General features: G+C 63.8%; 13 protein-coding genes. 10 read left to right on the top strand and 3 right to left on the bottom strand.

Going from position 1 to position 15,395, the window contains the following annotated elements; genetic code table 11:
* Window positions 1-189 precede the first annotated feature (189 nt).
* Entirely contained in the window at window positions 190-2,406 is a 2,217-nt protein-coding gene (locus SO139_RS01395; protein ID WP_449377679.1) for an SLC26A/SulP transporter family protein, read from the top strand.
* A gap of 111 nt (window positions 2,407-2,517) precedes the next feature.
* On the opposite strand, the gene SO139_RS01390 is transcribed toward SO139_RS01395, so the two are convergent.
* Both SO139_RS01390 and SO139_RS01385 read right to left on the bottom strand, forming a co-directional pair.
* Window positions 2,518-4,011 (bottom strand): NAD-dependent succinate-semialdehyde dehydrogenase, encoded by a 1,494-nt coding sequence (locus tag SO139_RS01390; protein ID WP_449377680.1) that lies wholly within the window; start codon window positions 4,009-4,011, stop codon window positions 2,518-2,520.
* Window positions 4,012-4,250: 239 nt separating this feature from the next.
* On the bottom strand, window positions 4,251-4,571 hold the full coding sequence (locus tag SO139_RS01385; protein WP_498539578.1) for a hypothetical protein: 321 nt from the start codon (window positions 4,569-4,571) through the stop codon (window positions 4,251-4,253).
* Between the two features lie 342 nt (window positions 4,572-4,913).
* Between SO139_RS01385 and SO139_RS01380 the strand changes: the two genes are divergently transcribed.
* Complete coding sequence (locus tag SO139_RS01380; protein ID WP_449377681.1) at window positions 4,914-6,107, top strand: serine hydrolase domain-containing protein; 1,194 nt, start codon at window positions 4,914-4,916, stop codon at window positions 6,105-6,107.
* A 116-nt stretch (window positions 6,108-6,223) separates the two neighbouring features.
* The gene (locus SO139_RS01375; RefSeq protein ID WP_449377682.1) at window positions 6,224-7,918 is read left to right on the top strand and encodes an AMP-binding protein; all 1,695 of its coding nucleotides are present in this window, start codon (window positions 6,224-6,226) and stop codon (window positions 7,916-7,918) included.
* Between the two features lie 323 nt (window positions 7,919-8,241).
* Here the strand turns inward: SO139_RS01375 and SO139_RS01370 are convergent, their stop codons facing one another.
* Complete coding sequence (locus tag SO139_RS01370) at window positions 8,242-9,255, bottom strand: adenosine kinase (RefSeq protein WP_449377683.1); 1,014 nt, start codon at window positions 9,253-9,255, stop codon at window positions 8,242-8,244.
* A gap of 185 nt (window positions 9,256-9,440) precedes the next feature.
* Between SO139_RS01370 and murJ the strand changes: the two genes are divergently transcribed.
* The 7 genes from murJ (at window position 9,441) to SO139_RS01335 (ending at window position 15,379) form a co-directional block, all read left to right on the top strand.
* Window positions 9,441-10,991, top strand: coding sequence for a murein biosynthesis integral membrane protein MurJ (gene murJ / locus SO139_RS01365; protein WP_449377708.1), 1,551 nt, complete (start codon window positions 9,441-9,443; stop codon window positions 10,989-10,991).
* A gap of 88 nt (window positions 10,992-11,079) precedes the next feature.
* Window positions 11,080-12,132: a tryptophan--tRNA ligase gene (trpS, locus tag SO139_RS01360; RefSeq protein ID WP_449377684.1), complete on the top strand. Its 1,053-nt coding sequence runs from the start codon at window positions 11,080-11,082 to the stop codon at window positions 12,130-12,132.
* A gap of 108 nt (window positions 12,133-12,240) precedes the next feature.
* A complete protein-coding gene (locus tag SO139_RS01355) occupies window positions 12,241-12,735 on the top strand; it encodes a universal stress protein (RefSeq protein WP_449377685.1) in 495 nt (164 codons plus the stop codon).
* A 170-nt stretch (window positions 12,736-12,905) separates the two neighbouring features.
* Complete coding sequence (locus SO139_RS01350) at window positions 12,906-13,475, top strand: NifU family protein (RefSeq protein WP_449377686.1); 570 nt, start codon at window positions 12,906-12,908, stop codon at window positions 13,473-13,475.
* Between the two features lie 235 nt (window positions 13,476-13,710).
* The gene (gene tsaB / locus SO139_RS01345) at window positions 13,711-14,406 is read left to right on the top strand and encodes a tRNA (adenosine(37)-N6)-threonylcarbamoyltransferase complex dimerization subunit type 1 TsaB (protein ID WP_449377687.1); all 696 of its coding nucleotides are present in this window, start codon (window positions 13,711-13,713) and stop codon (window positions 14,404-14,406) included.
* Entirely contained in the window at window positions 14,403-14,888 is a 486-nt protein-coding gene (rimI, locus tag SO139_RS01340) for a ribosomal protein S18-alanine N-acetyltransferase (protein ID WP_449377688.1), read from the top strand. Before tsaB ends, rimI begins: the two co-directional genes overlap by 4 nt.
* A 38-nt stretch (window positions 14,889-14,926) precedes the next feature.
* The gene (locus tag SO139_RS01335; protein ID WP_449377689.1) at window positions 14,927-15,379 is read left to right on the top strand and encodes a Fur family transcriptional regulator; all 453 of its coding nucleotides are present in this window, start codon (window positions 14,927-14,929) and stop codon (window positions 15,377-15,379) included.
* Window positions 15,380-15,395 lie beyond the last annotated feature (16 nt).

Genomic DNA, 15,395 nt, shown 5'->3' with positions numbered 1-15,395 from the left:
GCGAAGACTCGCGGTTAACCGATTTCGCTCCACGACTTCTCCCTGGGTAATGGGTCCTGGCTTTCGCCAGGACGACATCGAGAGATCGCCCGAAACTGTTGGCGATTTCATATTTGCAAAAATCCTTTTGCGCTAGGCTCGCAGTCGTCTACGTCTCGGACGGAAATTTTCAGGGGCGAGCACAAGGGCGTGACAGATCCAGCAATCACCTACAGTCCGGCCGCTCGATTCGATCCGGCCATCAAGCGTGCGCTGAATGATATACTGGGCGGAAGCGCAGCGAGTGTCCTGACCGTCACCTTTGGGCTTTCCTATGCGCTGCTGATCTTCGCCGGTCCGCTCTCCCCCTATCTGTCCTACGGAATCGCCGCGACCTTCATCAGCTCCGCCGTGCTTGCGGCCATCATCGGATTCGGAAGCTCTCTGCCCTTTGCGATTGCCGCACCGGACAGCTCCACCGCCGCGGTGACGGGAATCCTGGCCGCCTCGCTGGTCGAACGCATCGAGACGGCGAATCTGCCAGCACCATTGCTCTCGTCCGTATTGATCACGCTCGGCCTGTCGACCGTTCTGACCGGACTCACTCTGTGTGGATTGGGACTGACACGGATGGGCCGCGCGATCCGCTCCGTGCCTTTTCCCGTGGTCGGCGGCTTCCTCGGCGCCACCGGACTTCTGATCGTCATGGGCGCCATCCGGGTCATCACCAATCATCCGGTGCAGTTCGGGACGCTGCTGGGCTTCACGAGCGGCATCATGCTGTCGGAACTGGGGGCGGCGTGCGCGATGGCGCTGGTGCTGTATTTCACCTGGCATCGCTCGCGCAGCCCGTTCGGACTGCCGATCATCCTGGTCGGCGGCATGCTCACGGCACATGTGGCGTTCTGGATCGCGGGCATCTCGCCGGAGGACGCGCGCGCCATGGGCTGGACCTTCGAGCCTCCGCCGCCGGCCGCCTTCATGCTGCCCTGGCATACCGACGGTCTCGTCCGCTATCCTTGGCCGGCCGTGCCGGACCTGCTCGGCAACGTGGTCGCCGTGATCTTCGTCACGGCATCCAGCACGCTGTTCAACACCACGGGTATCGAGGTCGCCGTGCATCGCGAGGCTAATCTCGAGCGCGAGCTGAACGTCACGGGCGCGGCCAACATCCTGGCCGGAGCGCTCGCCGGCTATGCCGGCTGCATTTCGGTCAGCCGTTCGATCCTCAATTTCCGCAGCGGCGGCCGCGGACGCCTGTCGGGTCTGACCGTCGCGGCGATGTCGCTCTTGATGCTGGCCATCGCGCCCGATCTGCTCGGGTTCATGCCGAAATTCGTGCTTGGCGGCCTTCTGCTCTATCTCGGCGCCGATCAGCTCCACAAATGGATCATCGAGTCGCGCAAGCGGCTATCGAAGCTCGAATATCTGTCGCTGATCGCCATCATCGTGATCATCGTGATCTGGGGCTTCGTGCCGGGCATCCTGATCGGGGTGATCATCGGCTGCCTGACATTCGCGTTCAGCGCGGCGCGGGTGGAGTCGATCAAATACAGCTTTGACGGCTCCGAATACCGCTCTTCGCTCGACCGCTCGCGGGACGATCAGGACGTGCTACTGGCCCATGGCGGCACGATCCAGGGCCTGAATCTCCAGAGCTACCTGTTCTTCGGCTCGGCCAACCGGCTCTATCAGCACGTCAAGCGCCTGCTCGGGGAGCGGCCGGAGTGCCGCTATCTGCTGTTCGACTTCAAGCTCGTGACCGGCGTCGATTCCTCGGCCGCCTACAGTTTTGCCCAGATCAAGCGCAGCGCGCGCGACCTCGGCGTCGAGCTGATCCTGGTGCATCTGTCGGCCGCGGCCGAAAAGGTGCTGCGGTCCAGCGATTTCATCAGCGAAGGCGTCACCATCATTCCCGAGCTCGATCATGCGCTGGAATGGTGCGAGAACGAGATCATCTCGCAACATCAGGGGCTCGCTCAGGAAGAGGCCAACTTGCGGGACTGGTTCGCGCGGATTCTCGATAGCGAACGGGACGCCGACGAGCTGATCCGCCGCTGCCAGCGCCTCGAGGTCGATGCCGGGGAGATCATCGTGCACGCCGGCGACCCCGCCGATTCCATGCACTTCATCCTCGACGGACGCGTCGGCATCATGGTCCCTGCCGAGGACGACCGGACCACGCGCGTACGGAGCCTCGGCCGCTACACCACGATCGGCGAGATGGGGCTGGTGTCGCACACGCCGCGCAGCGCGACCATCCAGGCCGAGGTCGCAAGCGTGCTGTACGTGCTGAACACGCACCAGTTCGATGCGATCAGGGACGAAGACCCCGAGCTCAGCCACAAGCTGCTGACCTATTTCGTCTCGGTCATGGCCGAGCGGCTTAGCTTTGCAAACAGGACCATTGCGGTGCTGCGCCGGTAAGGCCGGCGTAGCTCGGAGCAAAGCGCAATCCGGGCTTTCGCACGAGGCTCGAACGTTCCGGATTTCGCTTCGCTCCATCCCGGCGACGGCACTCCCTCCGCGGCTACAGGCCTACACCCCTGCCATCATCACGTATTTGATCTCGACATATTCTTCCATGCCGTGATGCGAACCCTCGCGGCCGAGACCGCTCTCCTTGACGCCGCCAAAGGGCGCGACTTCCGTCGTGATCAGGCCGGTGTTGACGCCGACCATTCCCGACTCCAGTGCCTCGGCAACGCGCCAGACGCGGCCGAGGTCGCGGGAATAGAAGTAGGAGGCGAGACCGAACGGCGAGTTGTTGCACATCGTGATCACCTCGGCTTCGTCCTTGAAACGGAACACCGGCGCGAGCGGGCCGAAGGTCTCCTCATGCGCAACGAGTGCGTCCGGCTTGACGTTGGCGAGCACCGTCGGCTCGAAGAAGCTGCCGCCGAGCGCATGGCGCTTACCACCGGTGACGATCTTCGCGCCACCCTTCACCGCGTCCGCAATGTGTTTTTCGACTTTGTCGACGGCTTCCAGATTGATCAGCGGGCCCTGCACCACGCCGGCCTCGGTGCCGTCGCCGATCTTCATTGCAGCGACTTTCTTGGAAAGCTTTTCGACGAACTCGTCGTAGACCTTATCCTGGGCGTAAATGCGGTTGGCGCAGACGCAGGTCTGGCCCATGTTGCGATATTTCGAGACGATTGCGCCCTCGACCGCGGCATCGATATCGGCATCGTCGAACACCACGAAGGGCGCGTTGCCACCAAGCTCGAGGCCGAGCTTCTTCACACCGACGGAGGCTTGCTGATAAAGAATCTTGCCGACCTCGGTCGAGCCGGTGAAGCCAACGAAACGCACGGCGGGATGCTCGCACAGCACCTTGCCGATGGCCGACGAATTGCCGGTGAGGATATTGAATACGCCCTTCGGCACGCCGGCCTTTTCGGCGAGCGCGACCAGCGCAAGCGCCGTCAGCGGCGTTTCGTTCGCGGGCTTCAGCACAACGGTGCAGCCGGCCGCGAGCGCAGGCGAGACCTTGCGGGTGATCATCGAGCAGGGAAAATTCCACGGCGTAATCGCGCCGCAGACTCCGATCGGCTGCTTGATCGCAAGCAGGCGCGCATCGGGGCGCTGCGTCGGGATCGTCTCGCCATAGACACGGCGCGCCTCCTCCGCGAAAAATTCGACATAGGCGCCACCGATATCGACCTCGCCGAGCGCCTCGGTCAGCGGCTTGCCCTGCTCCGAGGTGAGGATCAGTGCCAGATCTTCGCGATTGGCTGCAATCAATTCGAACCATTTGCGCAAGATATTGGAGCGCTGTTTTGCCGTCAGCTTGGCCCAGGCCGGAAACGCCCGCTCGGCGGCTTTCACCGCCTGCGTGGTCTCCGCCGTGCTCATAACGGGGATTTTGGCTAGCTCGGCACCGTTCGCCGGATTGGTCACTGGCCGCGACGGCGTGCCGACCCAGGCGCCGTCGATGTAGCAGGCCTCGCGCAGCAGCGCGGGATCCTTGAGACGGTCGCGCAGGGTGGAGGTGGCTTGCGAGGCGCGTGCGGCGGCGGTCGGGGTCATGACGTTGCTCCTGGGACTGTCGGATTGGCCCGGAATATAGGGGCATGCGGCGCATCTTGCATCGCCCCGCAAACGCAAATCTGCTTCAAGCTAATCTGGGGGCAGCGCGAAGCCCGCGCAGGACGATTCTTGCTTGAGCCTGTCTTGCTTGAGCCTGGCCGCGATCTCTTAACCTCTCCCTACGGGAGGGGTCCTGCATCGTAGGCAGAAACTCAGCCCAACTCAGTCTTGTCGTTGGTCTACGCTGCGCCGCTCATATAGGTCTCGCGCCGGCCGACCATGTGCTCGGCGGCCGCCTTGGCATCGGCCTTGGTCGAGGTCGCGCAGGTCCGGTATTCGAGATCCGGCACGGCCGTGGTGTCGCGCCGGCCGAACCACGACTTTGAGCCGACCGGCAGCAGTGCGAGAGCCTGCGCCAGATTCTCGACCGCTCCGAAGGAAAATAGCGCGCCGGTACCGGCGATCCGGACTTCGTAAATGCCGGGCGAAATCGGCGCCTCGAGGTTGTCGCCCCGCCCAGCACGGGGATAGCGCTTCCATTCGCTCCAGGTCGAAATCATTTCAAGCCCCCTCGCGGTCATCGAAGCCGCCAAGATTTGCATCAATTGTTTGGCCGGCCGCGTCGATTCAGCCGTGTTCTGAACGCCTTGGTGCACAAAATGTTTCAGAGCAGTATGTTCGAAGCATACCGCCTGTTACCCTACGAGGTCTCGGCGAAGTGCGGTCATCCACCGCCGATTGTGACGAGGTGTTGCAGTTTGGTTCGCCTGTCGTCCTTCGCACGTGACCCGCCGTCAAGTCACGACATCGCGAACGGCGCGGGGGTTGAGATGCTTGCCGCACGTGGTTGCCGGGAGGACAATCGATCACTTCCAACAATAATCAAACCGGAGGAAACGCGCATGCAAAGCAAAGCCCAGATCGATCAGGTTCTGCGCCAGAAGAGCGATGCGAAGGCCATTCCAGGCGTCGTCGCCATCGCCGCGACCGGTAAGGACGTGCTGTACGAAGGCGCGTTCGGCAAACGCGACCTGTCCAAGCCCGATGCGATGACGGTGGACAGCGTATTCTGGATCGCCTCGATGACGAAGGCGGTCACCGCGGCAGGTGCGATGCAGCTGGTCGAGCAGGGCAAGCTTTCGCTCGAAGCGCCGATCAGCACGGTGTTGCCGGACCTCGCCTCAGTGCAAGTGCTCGAAGGTTTTGACGCCAGCGGCGCGCCGAAGCTGCGCCCGGCATCGCGACCGATCACGCTACGTCAGCTCCTGACCCATACGGCCGGCTTCTGCTACAACGTGTGGAACGGCGACTGCGCTCAATATCTGGAGAAGACCGGGACCCCGAACATCTTTTCCTGCCAGAACGTCGCGCTGAAGACGCCGATCATGTCCGACCCTGGCACACGCTGGGAATATGGCATCAATATTGACTTCGTCGGCAAGGCCGTGGAGGCCGTCAGCGGCAAGAAGCTCGATGCTTACTTGCGCGACAATCTGTTCACGCCGCTTGGCATGAGCGATACCGCGTTCAAGATCACCGACGACATGCGCCAGCGGCTGGTCGCCACGCATGCACGCGGCGAGGATGGATCGCTGGCGCCGATCCTGTTCGAGATCGAACAGAACCCGGAATTCCACATGGGCGGCGGCGGCCTTTACAGCACTGCCGGCGACTACATCAAGTTCACCCAGATGATCCTCAACAAGGGCCGCGGCAACGGCAACCAGGTGCTCCGGCCCGAGACGATCGCGACGATGAGCCAGAACCACATCGGCGATCTCAACGTCACCAAGCTGACGTCCGTGGCACCGATGTACACCAACGACGTCGATCTCTACCCGGAGCAGACGAAGAAATGGGGCCTCAGCTTCCTCATCAACACGGTCAAGACTGCTGAAGGCCGCAGCGCCGGCAGCCTCGCCTGGGCCGGACTTGCCAACACCTATTTCTGGATCGACCCGTCACGCGACGTTACGGGCGTCATCCTGATGCAACTCCTGCCATTCGTCGATAAGGAGTGCCTCGAGGCCTACGCCGGCTTCGAGCGCGGCGTCTATGCCGGGCTCGATGCCGGAAGCGGCCAGAGGGCGGCATAGCCCCTTAAGTCTAAGGCGCGCCCTGTCGCGCGCGCCGAGAACAGGATGTACCGTGCCCCGAAGGCCCTCGCCCTCGGGGCACGCGGCCATCATGAACCAGGCTGGAGGACACGACCTTGGCGGACAAAGCTGAAAGCTATGTATGTGGCATCTCCGATACGCCGCTGCTCGGCGACACTATCGGCCGCAGCCTCGACCTGGCCGTGCGGCGCTGGCCCGATCGTGAAGCGCTGGTCTCGCCGAGTCATGGCGTGCGATGGACCTGGAAGGAATTTGCCGAGCGGGTCGACGCGCTCGCCGCCGGTTTTCTTGCGCTCGGTCTTGAGCACGGGGCACGGATCGGCATCTGGTCGCTGAACCGCCCGGAATGGACACTGACCCAGTTCGCGGCCGCCAAGGCCGGACTGATCCTGGTGACGATCAATCCCGCCTACCGCCTCAGCGAGCTGGAATTCGCCCTTTATAAGGTCGGCTGCGCAGCGATCGTCACCGCGACAGCCTTCAAGACCAGCAACTACATGGAGATGCTCAATACGCTGCTCCCCGAGCTTGCCGGCGCCAGGCCCGGGCAGCTGCAAGCGGCGCGGCTCCCCGATTTGCGCATCGTCATCCAGATCGGCGATCCCGCCGTATCAGGCACGATTCCGTTCGACGAGGTCGCGCGCATGGGCGGCGCCCGTCACCGCGAACAGTTGGCCGCGCTCGGCGCGTCGCTGCAGTTCGACGATCCCGTCAACATCCAGTTCACCAGCGGCACGACCGGCTCGCCGAAGGGCGTGACGCTCACCCATCACAACATCCTCAACAACGGCTATTTCACCGGACGCGCGATGCGCCTCACCGAGACAGACCGCATCTGCATTCCGGTGCCGCTCTATCACTGTTTCGGCATGGTGATGGGCAACCTCGCCTCCGTCACGCTCGGCGCGGCCATGGTCTACCCCGGCGAGGGCTTTGATCCGCTCGCGACACTGCGCACGATCGAGCAGGAGAAGTGCACCGCAGTCTACGGCGTGCCGACCATGTTCATCGCAGAGCTCGATCATCCCGAGTTCTCGAAGTTCAATCTAACATCGCTGCGTACCGGCATCATGGCCGGGGCGCCGTGCCCGATCGAAGTGATGAAGCGCGTCAACACCGAGATGAACATGCGGGAGGTGACGATCGCCTACGGCATGACCGAGACCAGCCCGGTCAGCTTCCAGAGCGCGATCGACGATCCACTCGAACGCCGCGTTTCCACCGTCGGACGCATTCATCCTCATGTCGAGGTCAAGGTCGTCGATCTCGACGGCAAGATCGTCAAGCGCGGCGAACGCGGCGAGCTCTGCACCCGCGGCTACAGCGTCATGCTGGGCTATTGGGAGGACGAGGAGAAGACCGCCGACGTGCTCGACGCCAATGGCTGGATGCACACCGGCGATCTCGCCACCATCGACGCCGAAGGCTATTGCAACATCGTCGGCCGCATCAAGGACATGGTGATCCGCGGCGGCGAGAACCTCTATCCGCGCGAGATCGAGGAATTCCTCTATCGTCACCCCAAGATCCAGGACGTGCAGATCTTTGGCGTGGCGGATACACGCTACGGCGAGGAGCTCTGCGCCTGGATCCGCGTCAGGTCAGGCGAGACGCTCACGGCCGAGGAGGTTCGCGCCTTCTGCGAGGGCCAGATCGCTCACAACAAGATCCCGCGCTACGTCGAATTCGTCGACGAATTCCCGATGACCGTGACGGGCAAGATCCAGAAGTTTTTGATGCGGGATGCCGTGGAGCAACGGCTCGGGCTAAAGGCGGCGAAAACGGCGTGAGGACACTCATATCAAAATGACGCTGCCATTCCCCGCGAAAGCGGGGAATCCAGTACGCCGCGGCCTCTTCGTATTCGTCGCTGTCTCTGGAATACTGGATCGCCCGGTCCCGTCTCCGCCAAGGCTCCGACGAGGCTCCGACGAGGCTCGCGAACTCGGCTCGCCGGAGCTTCAGCGAAGGCGGCAAGCCGGGCGATGACGGCGAGTGTGCGGAACGTCAGTATCACGAGCTCGTCATTGCGAGCGCAGCGAAGCAATCCAGAGTCTTTCCGCGGAGATGGTCTGGATTGCTTCGTCGCTTCGCTCCTCGCAATGACGGCGCGTTACACCGTCAGCCCGCGCTGCTGCGCCAGCTCCTTCAGCGACACCTGCGGACGGGCGCCGATGTGCTGGATGACTTCGGCGGCGGCGAGCGCGCCAAGCTGGCCGCATTGGTTGTAGGAGAGATCCCGCGCGAGACCGAACAGGAAACCGGCAGCAAAGAGATCGCCGGCGCCGGTGGTGTCGACGAGCTTGTCGATCGGCGAAGCGGGCACCGCGACGGCATCTTCCGACGACACTACCATGCAGCCCTTCTCGCTGCGCGTGACCACGCCGAGATTGACGTCGTTACGGAGCTGCTTGAGCGCGGTGTCGAAGTCCGACGTCATGTACAGCGAATGTAATTCCGACTCGTTGGCAAACACGATATCGACCGTGCTGTTCTTCATCAGCGACAGGAACTCGTCGCGATAGCGGTCGACACAGAATGAATCCGACAGCGTCAGCGCCACCCTGCGGCGCGCATCATGCGCGATCTTCGCCGCCTTGACGAAAGCATCCTTGGCGTTTTTCGGATCCCAGAGATAACCCTCGAGATAGACGATGCGCGCGGCCGCGATCTCGGCCGGATCGATGTCGGCGGGCGACAGATCCTGCGCCGCGCCGAGATAGGTGTTCATGGTTCGCTCGCCATCCGCCGTCACCAGGATGTAGGAGCAGCCGGTGGCCGGACCATCCTTGGCGGCCGGCGTGTCGAAGGCGACGCCGGCGGCGCGGATGTCGTGGACATAGAGCTTGCCGATCTGGTCGTCCTTGACCTTGCCGACATAGGATGCCCGCGCCCCCAGGCTCGCAACGCCGACGATGGTGTTGGCGGCCGAGCCGCCCGACACTTCCGTGGCCGGGCCCATGTCCTTGTAGATGGCGGCCGCACGGGCCTCGTCGATCAGGGACATGCTGCCCTTGGTCATGCCGTGCTTGGCGAGAAAAGCCTCATCGGTCCGAACCAGCACGTCGAACAGCGCATTACCGATCCCCAGGACGTCATATTTGGCGTCATATTTTGCGTCAGCCATTCACCTTGATCCCGTTGCCTGATTGCGGTTAGGCGGAAAATCCGCTTCCTACTGCTTGAAAATCCGGCTCGCGGCCTATCACGACCGACCCCGCGCGAGCAAGCAACGAAGGGTTATCTTTTGACGCGTTTTCTTCACGCGAACCGGGACCACTTCGCTCGAAAACGCTATTGTATTCAGGCCTCATGATCCGCTCCTTCCTGACAGTCTCGACGGGAACATTGGCCTCGCGGCTGCTGGGATTTGCGCGGGATTCCCTAATCGCAGCGCTGCTCGGGACCGGTGCCGTCGCGGACGCATTTCTCGCCGCGTTCCAGCTCGTCAACGTGGTGCGCCGGCTGCTCAGTGAAGGCGCGCTCAATGCGGCGTTGGTCCCGGCCTGGTTGCGCACGCGCGAGCGCGCCGGCGACGAGGCCGCAGCGGCTTTCGCCGGCCGTGTGCTGGGGACGATCAGCGCGGCACTCATCGTGGCCTCGATCGCCATCGCGCTGGTGATGCCGCTGATCATCACCATCATCGCGCCGGGATTCGCCGGAAGCAACACGCGCGATCTTGCAGTGGCGAACGCGCGACTGATGCTGCCCTACCTCGCCTTCGCCGGACCGGTCACGGTGCTGATGGGGCTGCTCAATGCGCAAGGCCGTTTCGCGCTCACCGCGTTCTCGCCGCTGCTGTTCAACATCGCGCTGATCGCCGCGATCGCAGCTCTGCTGCTGGGGCACGCCGATGCCGTCTTCGCTGCATGGACGCTTGCCGCGACCGTCGGCATTGCCGGCCTCTTGCAGCTGTTGATGCTGGGCTCGCAGCGCAGCGCGCGCCTTGCCACGCCCCTGCGCGTCACCTTCGACAAGGAGATGCGCGGCTTCTTCGCCAAGGCGATCCCCGGCATGATCGCCAGCTCCGGCCCGCAATGGCTGATGGTGGCCGGCGCCATAATCGCATCGGCAACGCCGTCAGCTGTCTCCTGGCTTTATTTCGCCAACCGCCTGATCGAATTGCCGCTCGGCATCGTCGGCGTCGCCATGGGCACCGTTCTGATGCCGGAGCTGACGCGCGCGACCGGAAGCGGCGACCGTAGCGCCGTGGCGCATGCGGAATCGCGGGCGCTCGAGCTTGCCACGGGTCTCGCGCTGCCGGCGACCCTTGGCCTGATCGTGCTGGCCGAGCCGATCGTGCGATTGCTATTCGAGCATGGCGCATTTGGCGCGAGCGACAGTGCGGCAACAGCAAGCGCGCTGATGGCGCTGGCGCTGGGTCTTCCCGCCCATGTCCTGATCAAGGCGCTGTCACCGGCTTTTTTCGCCCGCGGCGACACGATGGCACCGCTGATCGCTACCGCAAAAGGGTTCGTGGTCGCCGTGGCGCTCGCCGTGGTGCTTGGCCATGTCTTCGGCGCGACGGGTATCGCGGCGAGCATCGCGTGCGGCGCCTGGAGCAGCGCGCTCTCGCTGCTTCGCAAAGGCGCCGCCGAATTCGGCTTCGCGGTCGACGCCGCCGCCCGCAAGCGGCTGCCGCGGATTGCGCTCGCCGCGCTTCTCATGGGCGCCCTGCTCTGGCTCGCGACCGCCATCGCGCCCGCCGGCGGCCACAGCCTGCTCGGGCTGATCGTTCTCGGCCTCCAGATCACAGGCGGCCTGGTGGCCTACGGCCTGTTCCTGAAACTGCTCGGCATTGCCTCCTGGCGCGAGGCGCTTGCCGCCTTGAGGCGGCCGGCGCATCTGGACCAGGACGCGTAGGAAGCAGCGAATTACACTTGACGGAGCAGCGCCGCTGTTGGAAACGACGGCCCGTCGACCTCAGGAAGGCTTGCCAGGAAAGCTTACCATGCCATTCGTTGAACGGGTTTTTTCGGGCGTCCAGCCGACGGGCAATCTGCACCTCGGCAACTATCTCGGCGCCATCGTCAACTTCGTGAAGATGCAAGAAACGCACAACTGCATCTATTGCGTCGTCGACATGCACGCGATCACGCAAGGGGTGGACGTCTGGGGTGGGCCCGCCGAGCTCGCGCGCAACACCCGCGAGGTGACCGCGGCGTTCATCGCCAGCGGCATCGATCCGAAGAAGCACATCGTGTTCAACCAGAGCCAGGTCGCAGGCCACGCCGAGCTCGCCTGGATCTTCAACTGCGTCGCGCGCATGGGTTGGCTGAACCGTATGACCCAGTTCAAGGAGAAGGCCGGCAAGGACCGCGAGAACGCCTCTGTCGGTCTTTACGACTACCCCGTGCTGATGGCGGCCGACATTCTGCTGTACCGCGCCACGCATGTTCCGGTCGGCGAGGACCAGAAGCAGCACCTCGAGCTTTCGCGCGACATCGCGCAGAAGTTCAACAACGATTTTGGCGATTCGATCCGCAGCCACGGCGCCAATGACGGCCTGTTCTTCCCGCTCCCGGAACCGCTGATCACGGGACCGGCGACGCGTGTAATGAGCTTGCGCGACGGCACCAAGAAGATGTCGAAGTCGGATGCGTCGGACTATTCGCGCATCAATTTGACCGACGATGCCGACACCATCGCGCAGAAGGTCCGCAAGGCGAAGACCGATCCGGAGCCGCTGCCGACGGAGGAGAAGGGCCTGGAAGCGCGCCCCGAGGCCGACAACCTCGTCGGCATTTTCGCCGCGCTGTCGGGCCAGGCGAAGGCCGAGGTGCTGCGCGATTTCGGCGGCGGCCAGTTCTCCGGCTTCAAGAACGCGCTGGTCGATCTCTGCGTCACCAAGCTGGCGCCGATCGCCGGCGAGATGAAGCGCCTGGTCGCCGACCCCGGTCACATCGACGCCATCCTGAACGACGGCGCCGACCGCGCGCGCGCGATTGCGGACGAAACCATGGCGCTGTCCAAGGACATCGTCGGCTTCATCCGCAAGCGTTGATTGTTGCGCCTGCGAAGTCTGGCCGACGCCGCGGCGCCGGCCAACGTCCCTCTCCCAAAGGCAAGGGGAGTGTGGCAGCATGCCGGGCGGGGATACGCCGGGACATGCATGAGCAGCAAGCGACGATGCTTTGAGCCGGGTCACAAGCCGAAATGCCTTGTCATCGTTGACGACACCGCCGAATGGGATCGCGCGGTCTATTACGCCAGCCGCTGGGCGATCCGCGCCGGCGGCGGCGTGGTGATGCTGCGCATCATCGAGACCGAAGACCAGAACCAGCAATGGCTGGGTGTCGCCGACATCATGCGCGCCGAGGCGCAGGAGGCGGCCGATGCCGCGCTCGACCGCGCTGCCGGCCGCGCCAACGGCATCGCCGCGATCACGCCGGAACGGGTGATCCGGGAGGGCGCCCCAATGGAACAGCTGCTCGATGTCATCGATCAGGATCCGGATATCGCGATGCTGGTGCTCGCTGCCAATCCCGGCGCCGAGGGACCGGGGCCGCACGTCGCACTGCTCGCCAATGCCGTCGGCACGTTCCCGATTCCAGTAACGATCATTTCAGGCGAATTGAGCGACCCCGAAGTCGACGCACTGTCGTAAGGCGCTGCGCTCATCCCCCCTCAAGGGAAGGGTAAGTGACAGCGTCTTCTCTAACCCGCTGATCCCACAACGAAACTTCCCTACCCGCCCCTTGACCGTGCGTTTGGCGTCGCCATCTGGTACTGAGAACTCACGCGCCGGCCTTGAACCGGCGACGTCCGGAGAAAACCATGTTCATTCAGACCGAAGCCACCCCCAATCCCGCCACGTTGAAGTTCATTCCCGGCCGCCTCGTGTCCGACGGCGGCCCGATGGAATTCGCCTCGCGCGAGGCCGCCGCCCGCTCGCCGCTGGCCGAAAGGCTGTTCGACGTGCCCGGCGTCACCAGCGTCTTCTACGGCAGCGACTTCATCACCGTGACCAAGGCGAGTGGTGAGTGGCAGCAGCTCAAGCCCGCGATCCTCGGCGCCATCATGGAGCACTACATGTCCGGCGCGCCGCTGCTCGCCGATGGCGTGGCCGCCAGCGACGACGCCCTCGACGAGGACGACGAATTTTTCGACGAGGCGGATGCCGAGACAGTCGACATGATCAAGGATCTGATCGAGACCCGCGTGCGGCCCGCTGTCGCCAATGACGGCGGCGACATCACCTTCCGCGGCTTCAAGGACGGCGTCGTCTACCTCAACATGAAGGGCGCCTGCTCCGGCTGCCCGTCATCGACCGCGACGCTCCAGCACGGCATCCAGAACCTCTTGAAGCATTTCGTGCCCGACGTGGTCGAAGTCCGGCCGATGTGATCAAGGTATAGTAGGGTGGGCAAAGGCGCAGTGCGCCGTGCCCACCATCCAAGGTGTGTTAGAAGTGGTGGGCACGCTTCCGCCTTCGCTCTTCGAGCTACGGCGGACAAGTCGATTTGCCCACCCTACGAAGTGCGGCGATGGCAGGGGGGCTGCGAATAGTGCGTGACGGATGGCGAATAGGCGCTTGGTTCGCTAGACTTTTCACCATTCACCACTCGCCATTCGTTCTTGCATGCTGATCCTTGCCATCGATACTGCGCTCGACGCCTGCGCCGCAGCGGTGCTGAACACCGAAACCGCCAAACTGGTCGCGCAGGAATCGCTGCCGATGAAGCGCGGGCATGCGGAAGCGCTGATGCCGCTGATCGCGCGGGTGATGCGATCGGCCGAGCTCAGCTTCACCGCGCTCGACCGCATCGCGGTTACCACCGGTCCCGGCAGCTTCACGGGTCTGCGCGTCGGGATTTCGGCCGCGCGCGGACTTGCGCTCGCCGCCGGCAAGCCGGCGGTGGGGCTGACGACGCTGTCGGCCTATGCAGCCGCCATCGTCAGCCAGAACAAGCCGGCGCCCGTCATCTCCGCGATCGATGCGCGGCATGATCACGTCTATTTCCAGATCGTCGCCGGCGATGGCAGGCAGCTCGTGCGGCCAAGAGTTGCCGGCATCGACGAGGCGATTGCCGCCTCGCAATTCGGCGCGCCGCACCTGGTCGGCAATGCCGCCAAGATTCTCGCCGATCGCTGGCCGAAGGACGCAGCCCAACCGATCGCCGTCGATCCGCAGGCCGCGCCTGACATCAATTGGGTGGCGTGGCTGGCGGCGGCCGCTGATCCCGACACCACGCCGGCGCGTCCATTTTACCTGCGTGCGCCCGATGCGAAACCGGCCGCCATTCCGCCACTCGCAGCACACGCCGCAACCTCATGATGAATTGGCTCGCCGAATGGTGGCGCGGCGGCAGCGCCGTCGTCGAGGGTGCGACCGCGCGCGACGCCGCGCGGCTGGCAGAGCTGCACGCCGCATCCTTTGCGCGCGGCTGGGGCGAAGGCGAATTCGAAAGCATGATGAGCGAGCGCAACACGCAGGTAGATCGCTTACGATTGGGCCGCAAGACGATCGGTTTTGCGGTGTCGCGGATGGGTGCGGACGAGGCGGAAATCCTCTCCGTTGCCGTGGATCAGGCCTATCGCGGCCGCGGATTCTCCCGCGCGCTGCTCTTGACCCATCTCGGCCACCTCGCTGGCCGCGGTGTGCGCACTATATTTCTCGAAGTTGAGGAAAATAACCGGCCGGCGCGGGCGCTCTACGACGGCGTCGGATTCATGGTGGTCGGGCGCCGCGAACGCTACTATAAGCAGGCAAACGGGGAACAATTGAACGCACTTCTGATGCGACGTGACTTGTCGTAACATCGATTGAACAAAGTGCCCGCCAGGCAGACAACCCTATGACCGTACTCAAACATTCGTCCGTGAAGGCGACCGGCATCGAGGCGCGCTGTGCCGCTACCGGCATGCGCATGACCGAGCAGCGCCGCGTCATCGCCCGCGTGCTCGCGGAAGCCGTGGATCACCCTGATGTCGAGGAACTCTACCGGCGCTGCGTCGCAGTCGACGACAAGATCTCGATCTCGACCGTCTATCGCACCGTAAAACTGTTCGAGGATGCCGGCATCATCGAGCGCCACGATTTTCGCGAGGGCCGCGCGCGCTACGAGCAGATGCGCGACAGTCATCACGACCACCTCATCAACCTGCGCGACGGCAAGGTGATCGAATTCACCTCCGAAGAGATCGAGAAGCTGCAGGCGGAGATCGCCCGCAAGCTCGGCTACAAGCTGGTCGACCACCGGCTCGAGCTCTATTGCGTCCCGCTCGACGACGACAAGCCATCCAACTGATGGCGATTTTGCACAG

The organism is Bradyrhizobium sp. UFLA05-89, from assembly GCF_059803475.1.
Note: the sequence above shows the minus strand (reverse complement) of the source record. Positions and strands in the feature narration are given on the sequence as shown.

What these genes read in the sequence shown, in the direction of transcription:
- SO139_RS01390 (WP_449377680.1), bottom strand. Translation starts at nt 4,011, where the DNA reads ATGACCCCGACCGCCGCCGCACGCGCCTCGCAAGCCACCTCCACCCTG.
- SO139_RS01385 (WP_498539578.1), bottom strand. Translation starts at nt 4,571, where the DNA reads ATGATTTCGACCTGGAGCGAATGGAAGCGCTATCCCCGTGCTGGGCGG.
- SO139_RS01380 (WP_449377681.1), top strand. Translation starts at nt 4,914, where the DNA reads ATGCAAAGCAAAGCCCAGATCGATCAGGTTCTGCGCCAGAAGAGCGAT.
- SO139_RS01370 (WP_449377683.1), bottom strand. Translation starts at nt 9,255, where the DNA reads ATGGCTGACGCAAAATATGACGCCAAATATGACGTCCTGGGGATCGGT.
- murJ (WP_449377708.1), top strand. Translation starts at nt 9,441, where the DNA reads ATGATCCGCTCCTTCCTGACAGTCTCGACGGGAACATTGGCCTCGCGG.
- trpS (WP_449377684.1), top strand. Translation starts at nt 11,080, where the DNA reads ATGCCATTCGTTGAACGGGTTTTTTCGGGCGTCCAGCCGACGGGCAAT.
- SO139_RS01355 (WP_449377685.1), top strand. Translation starts at nt 12,241, where the DNA reads ATGAGCAGCAAGCGACGATGCTTTGAGCCGGGTCACAAGCCGAAATGC.
- SO139_RS01350 (WP_449377686.1), top strand. Translation starts at nt 12,906, where the DNA reads ATGTTCATTCAGACCGAAGCCACCCCCAATCCCGCCACGTTGAAGTTC.
- tsaB (WP_449377687.1), top strand. Translation starts at nt 13,711, where the DNA reads ATGCTGATCCTTGCCATCGATACTGCGCTCGACGCCTGCGCCGCAGCG.
- rimI (WP_449377688.1), top strand. Translation starts at nt 14,403, where the DNA reads ATGATGAATTGGCTCGCCGAATGGTGGCGCGGCGGCAGCGCCGTCGTC.
- SO139_RS01335 (WP_449377689.1), top strand. Translation starts at nt 14,927, where the DNA reads ATGACCGTACTCAAACATTCGTCCGTGAAGGCGACCGGCATCGAGGCG.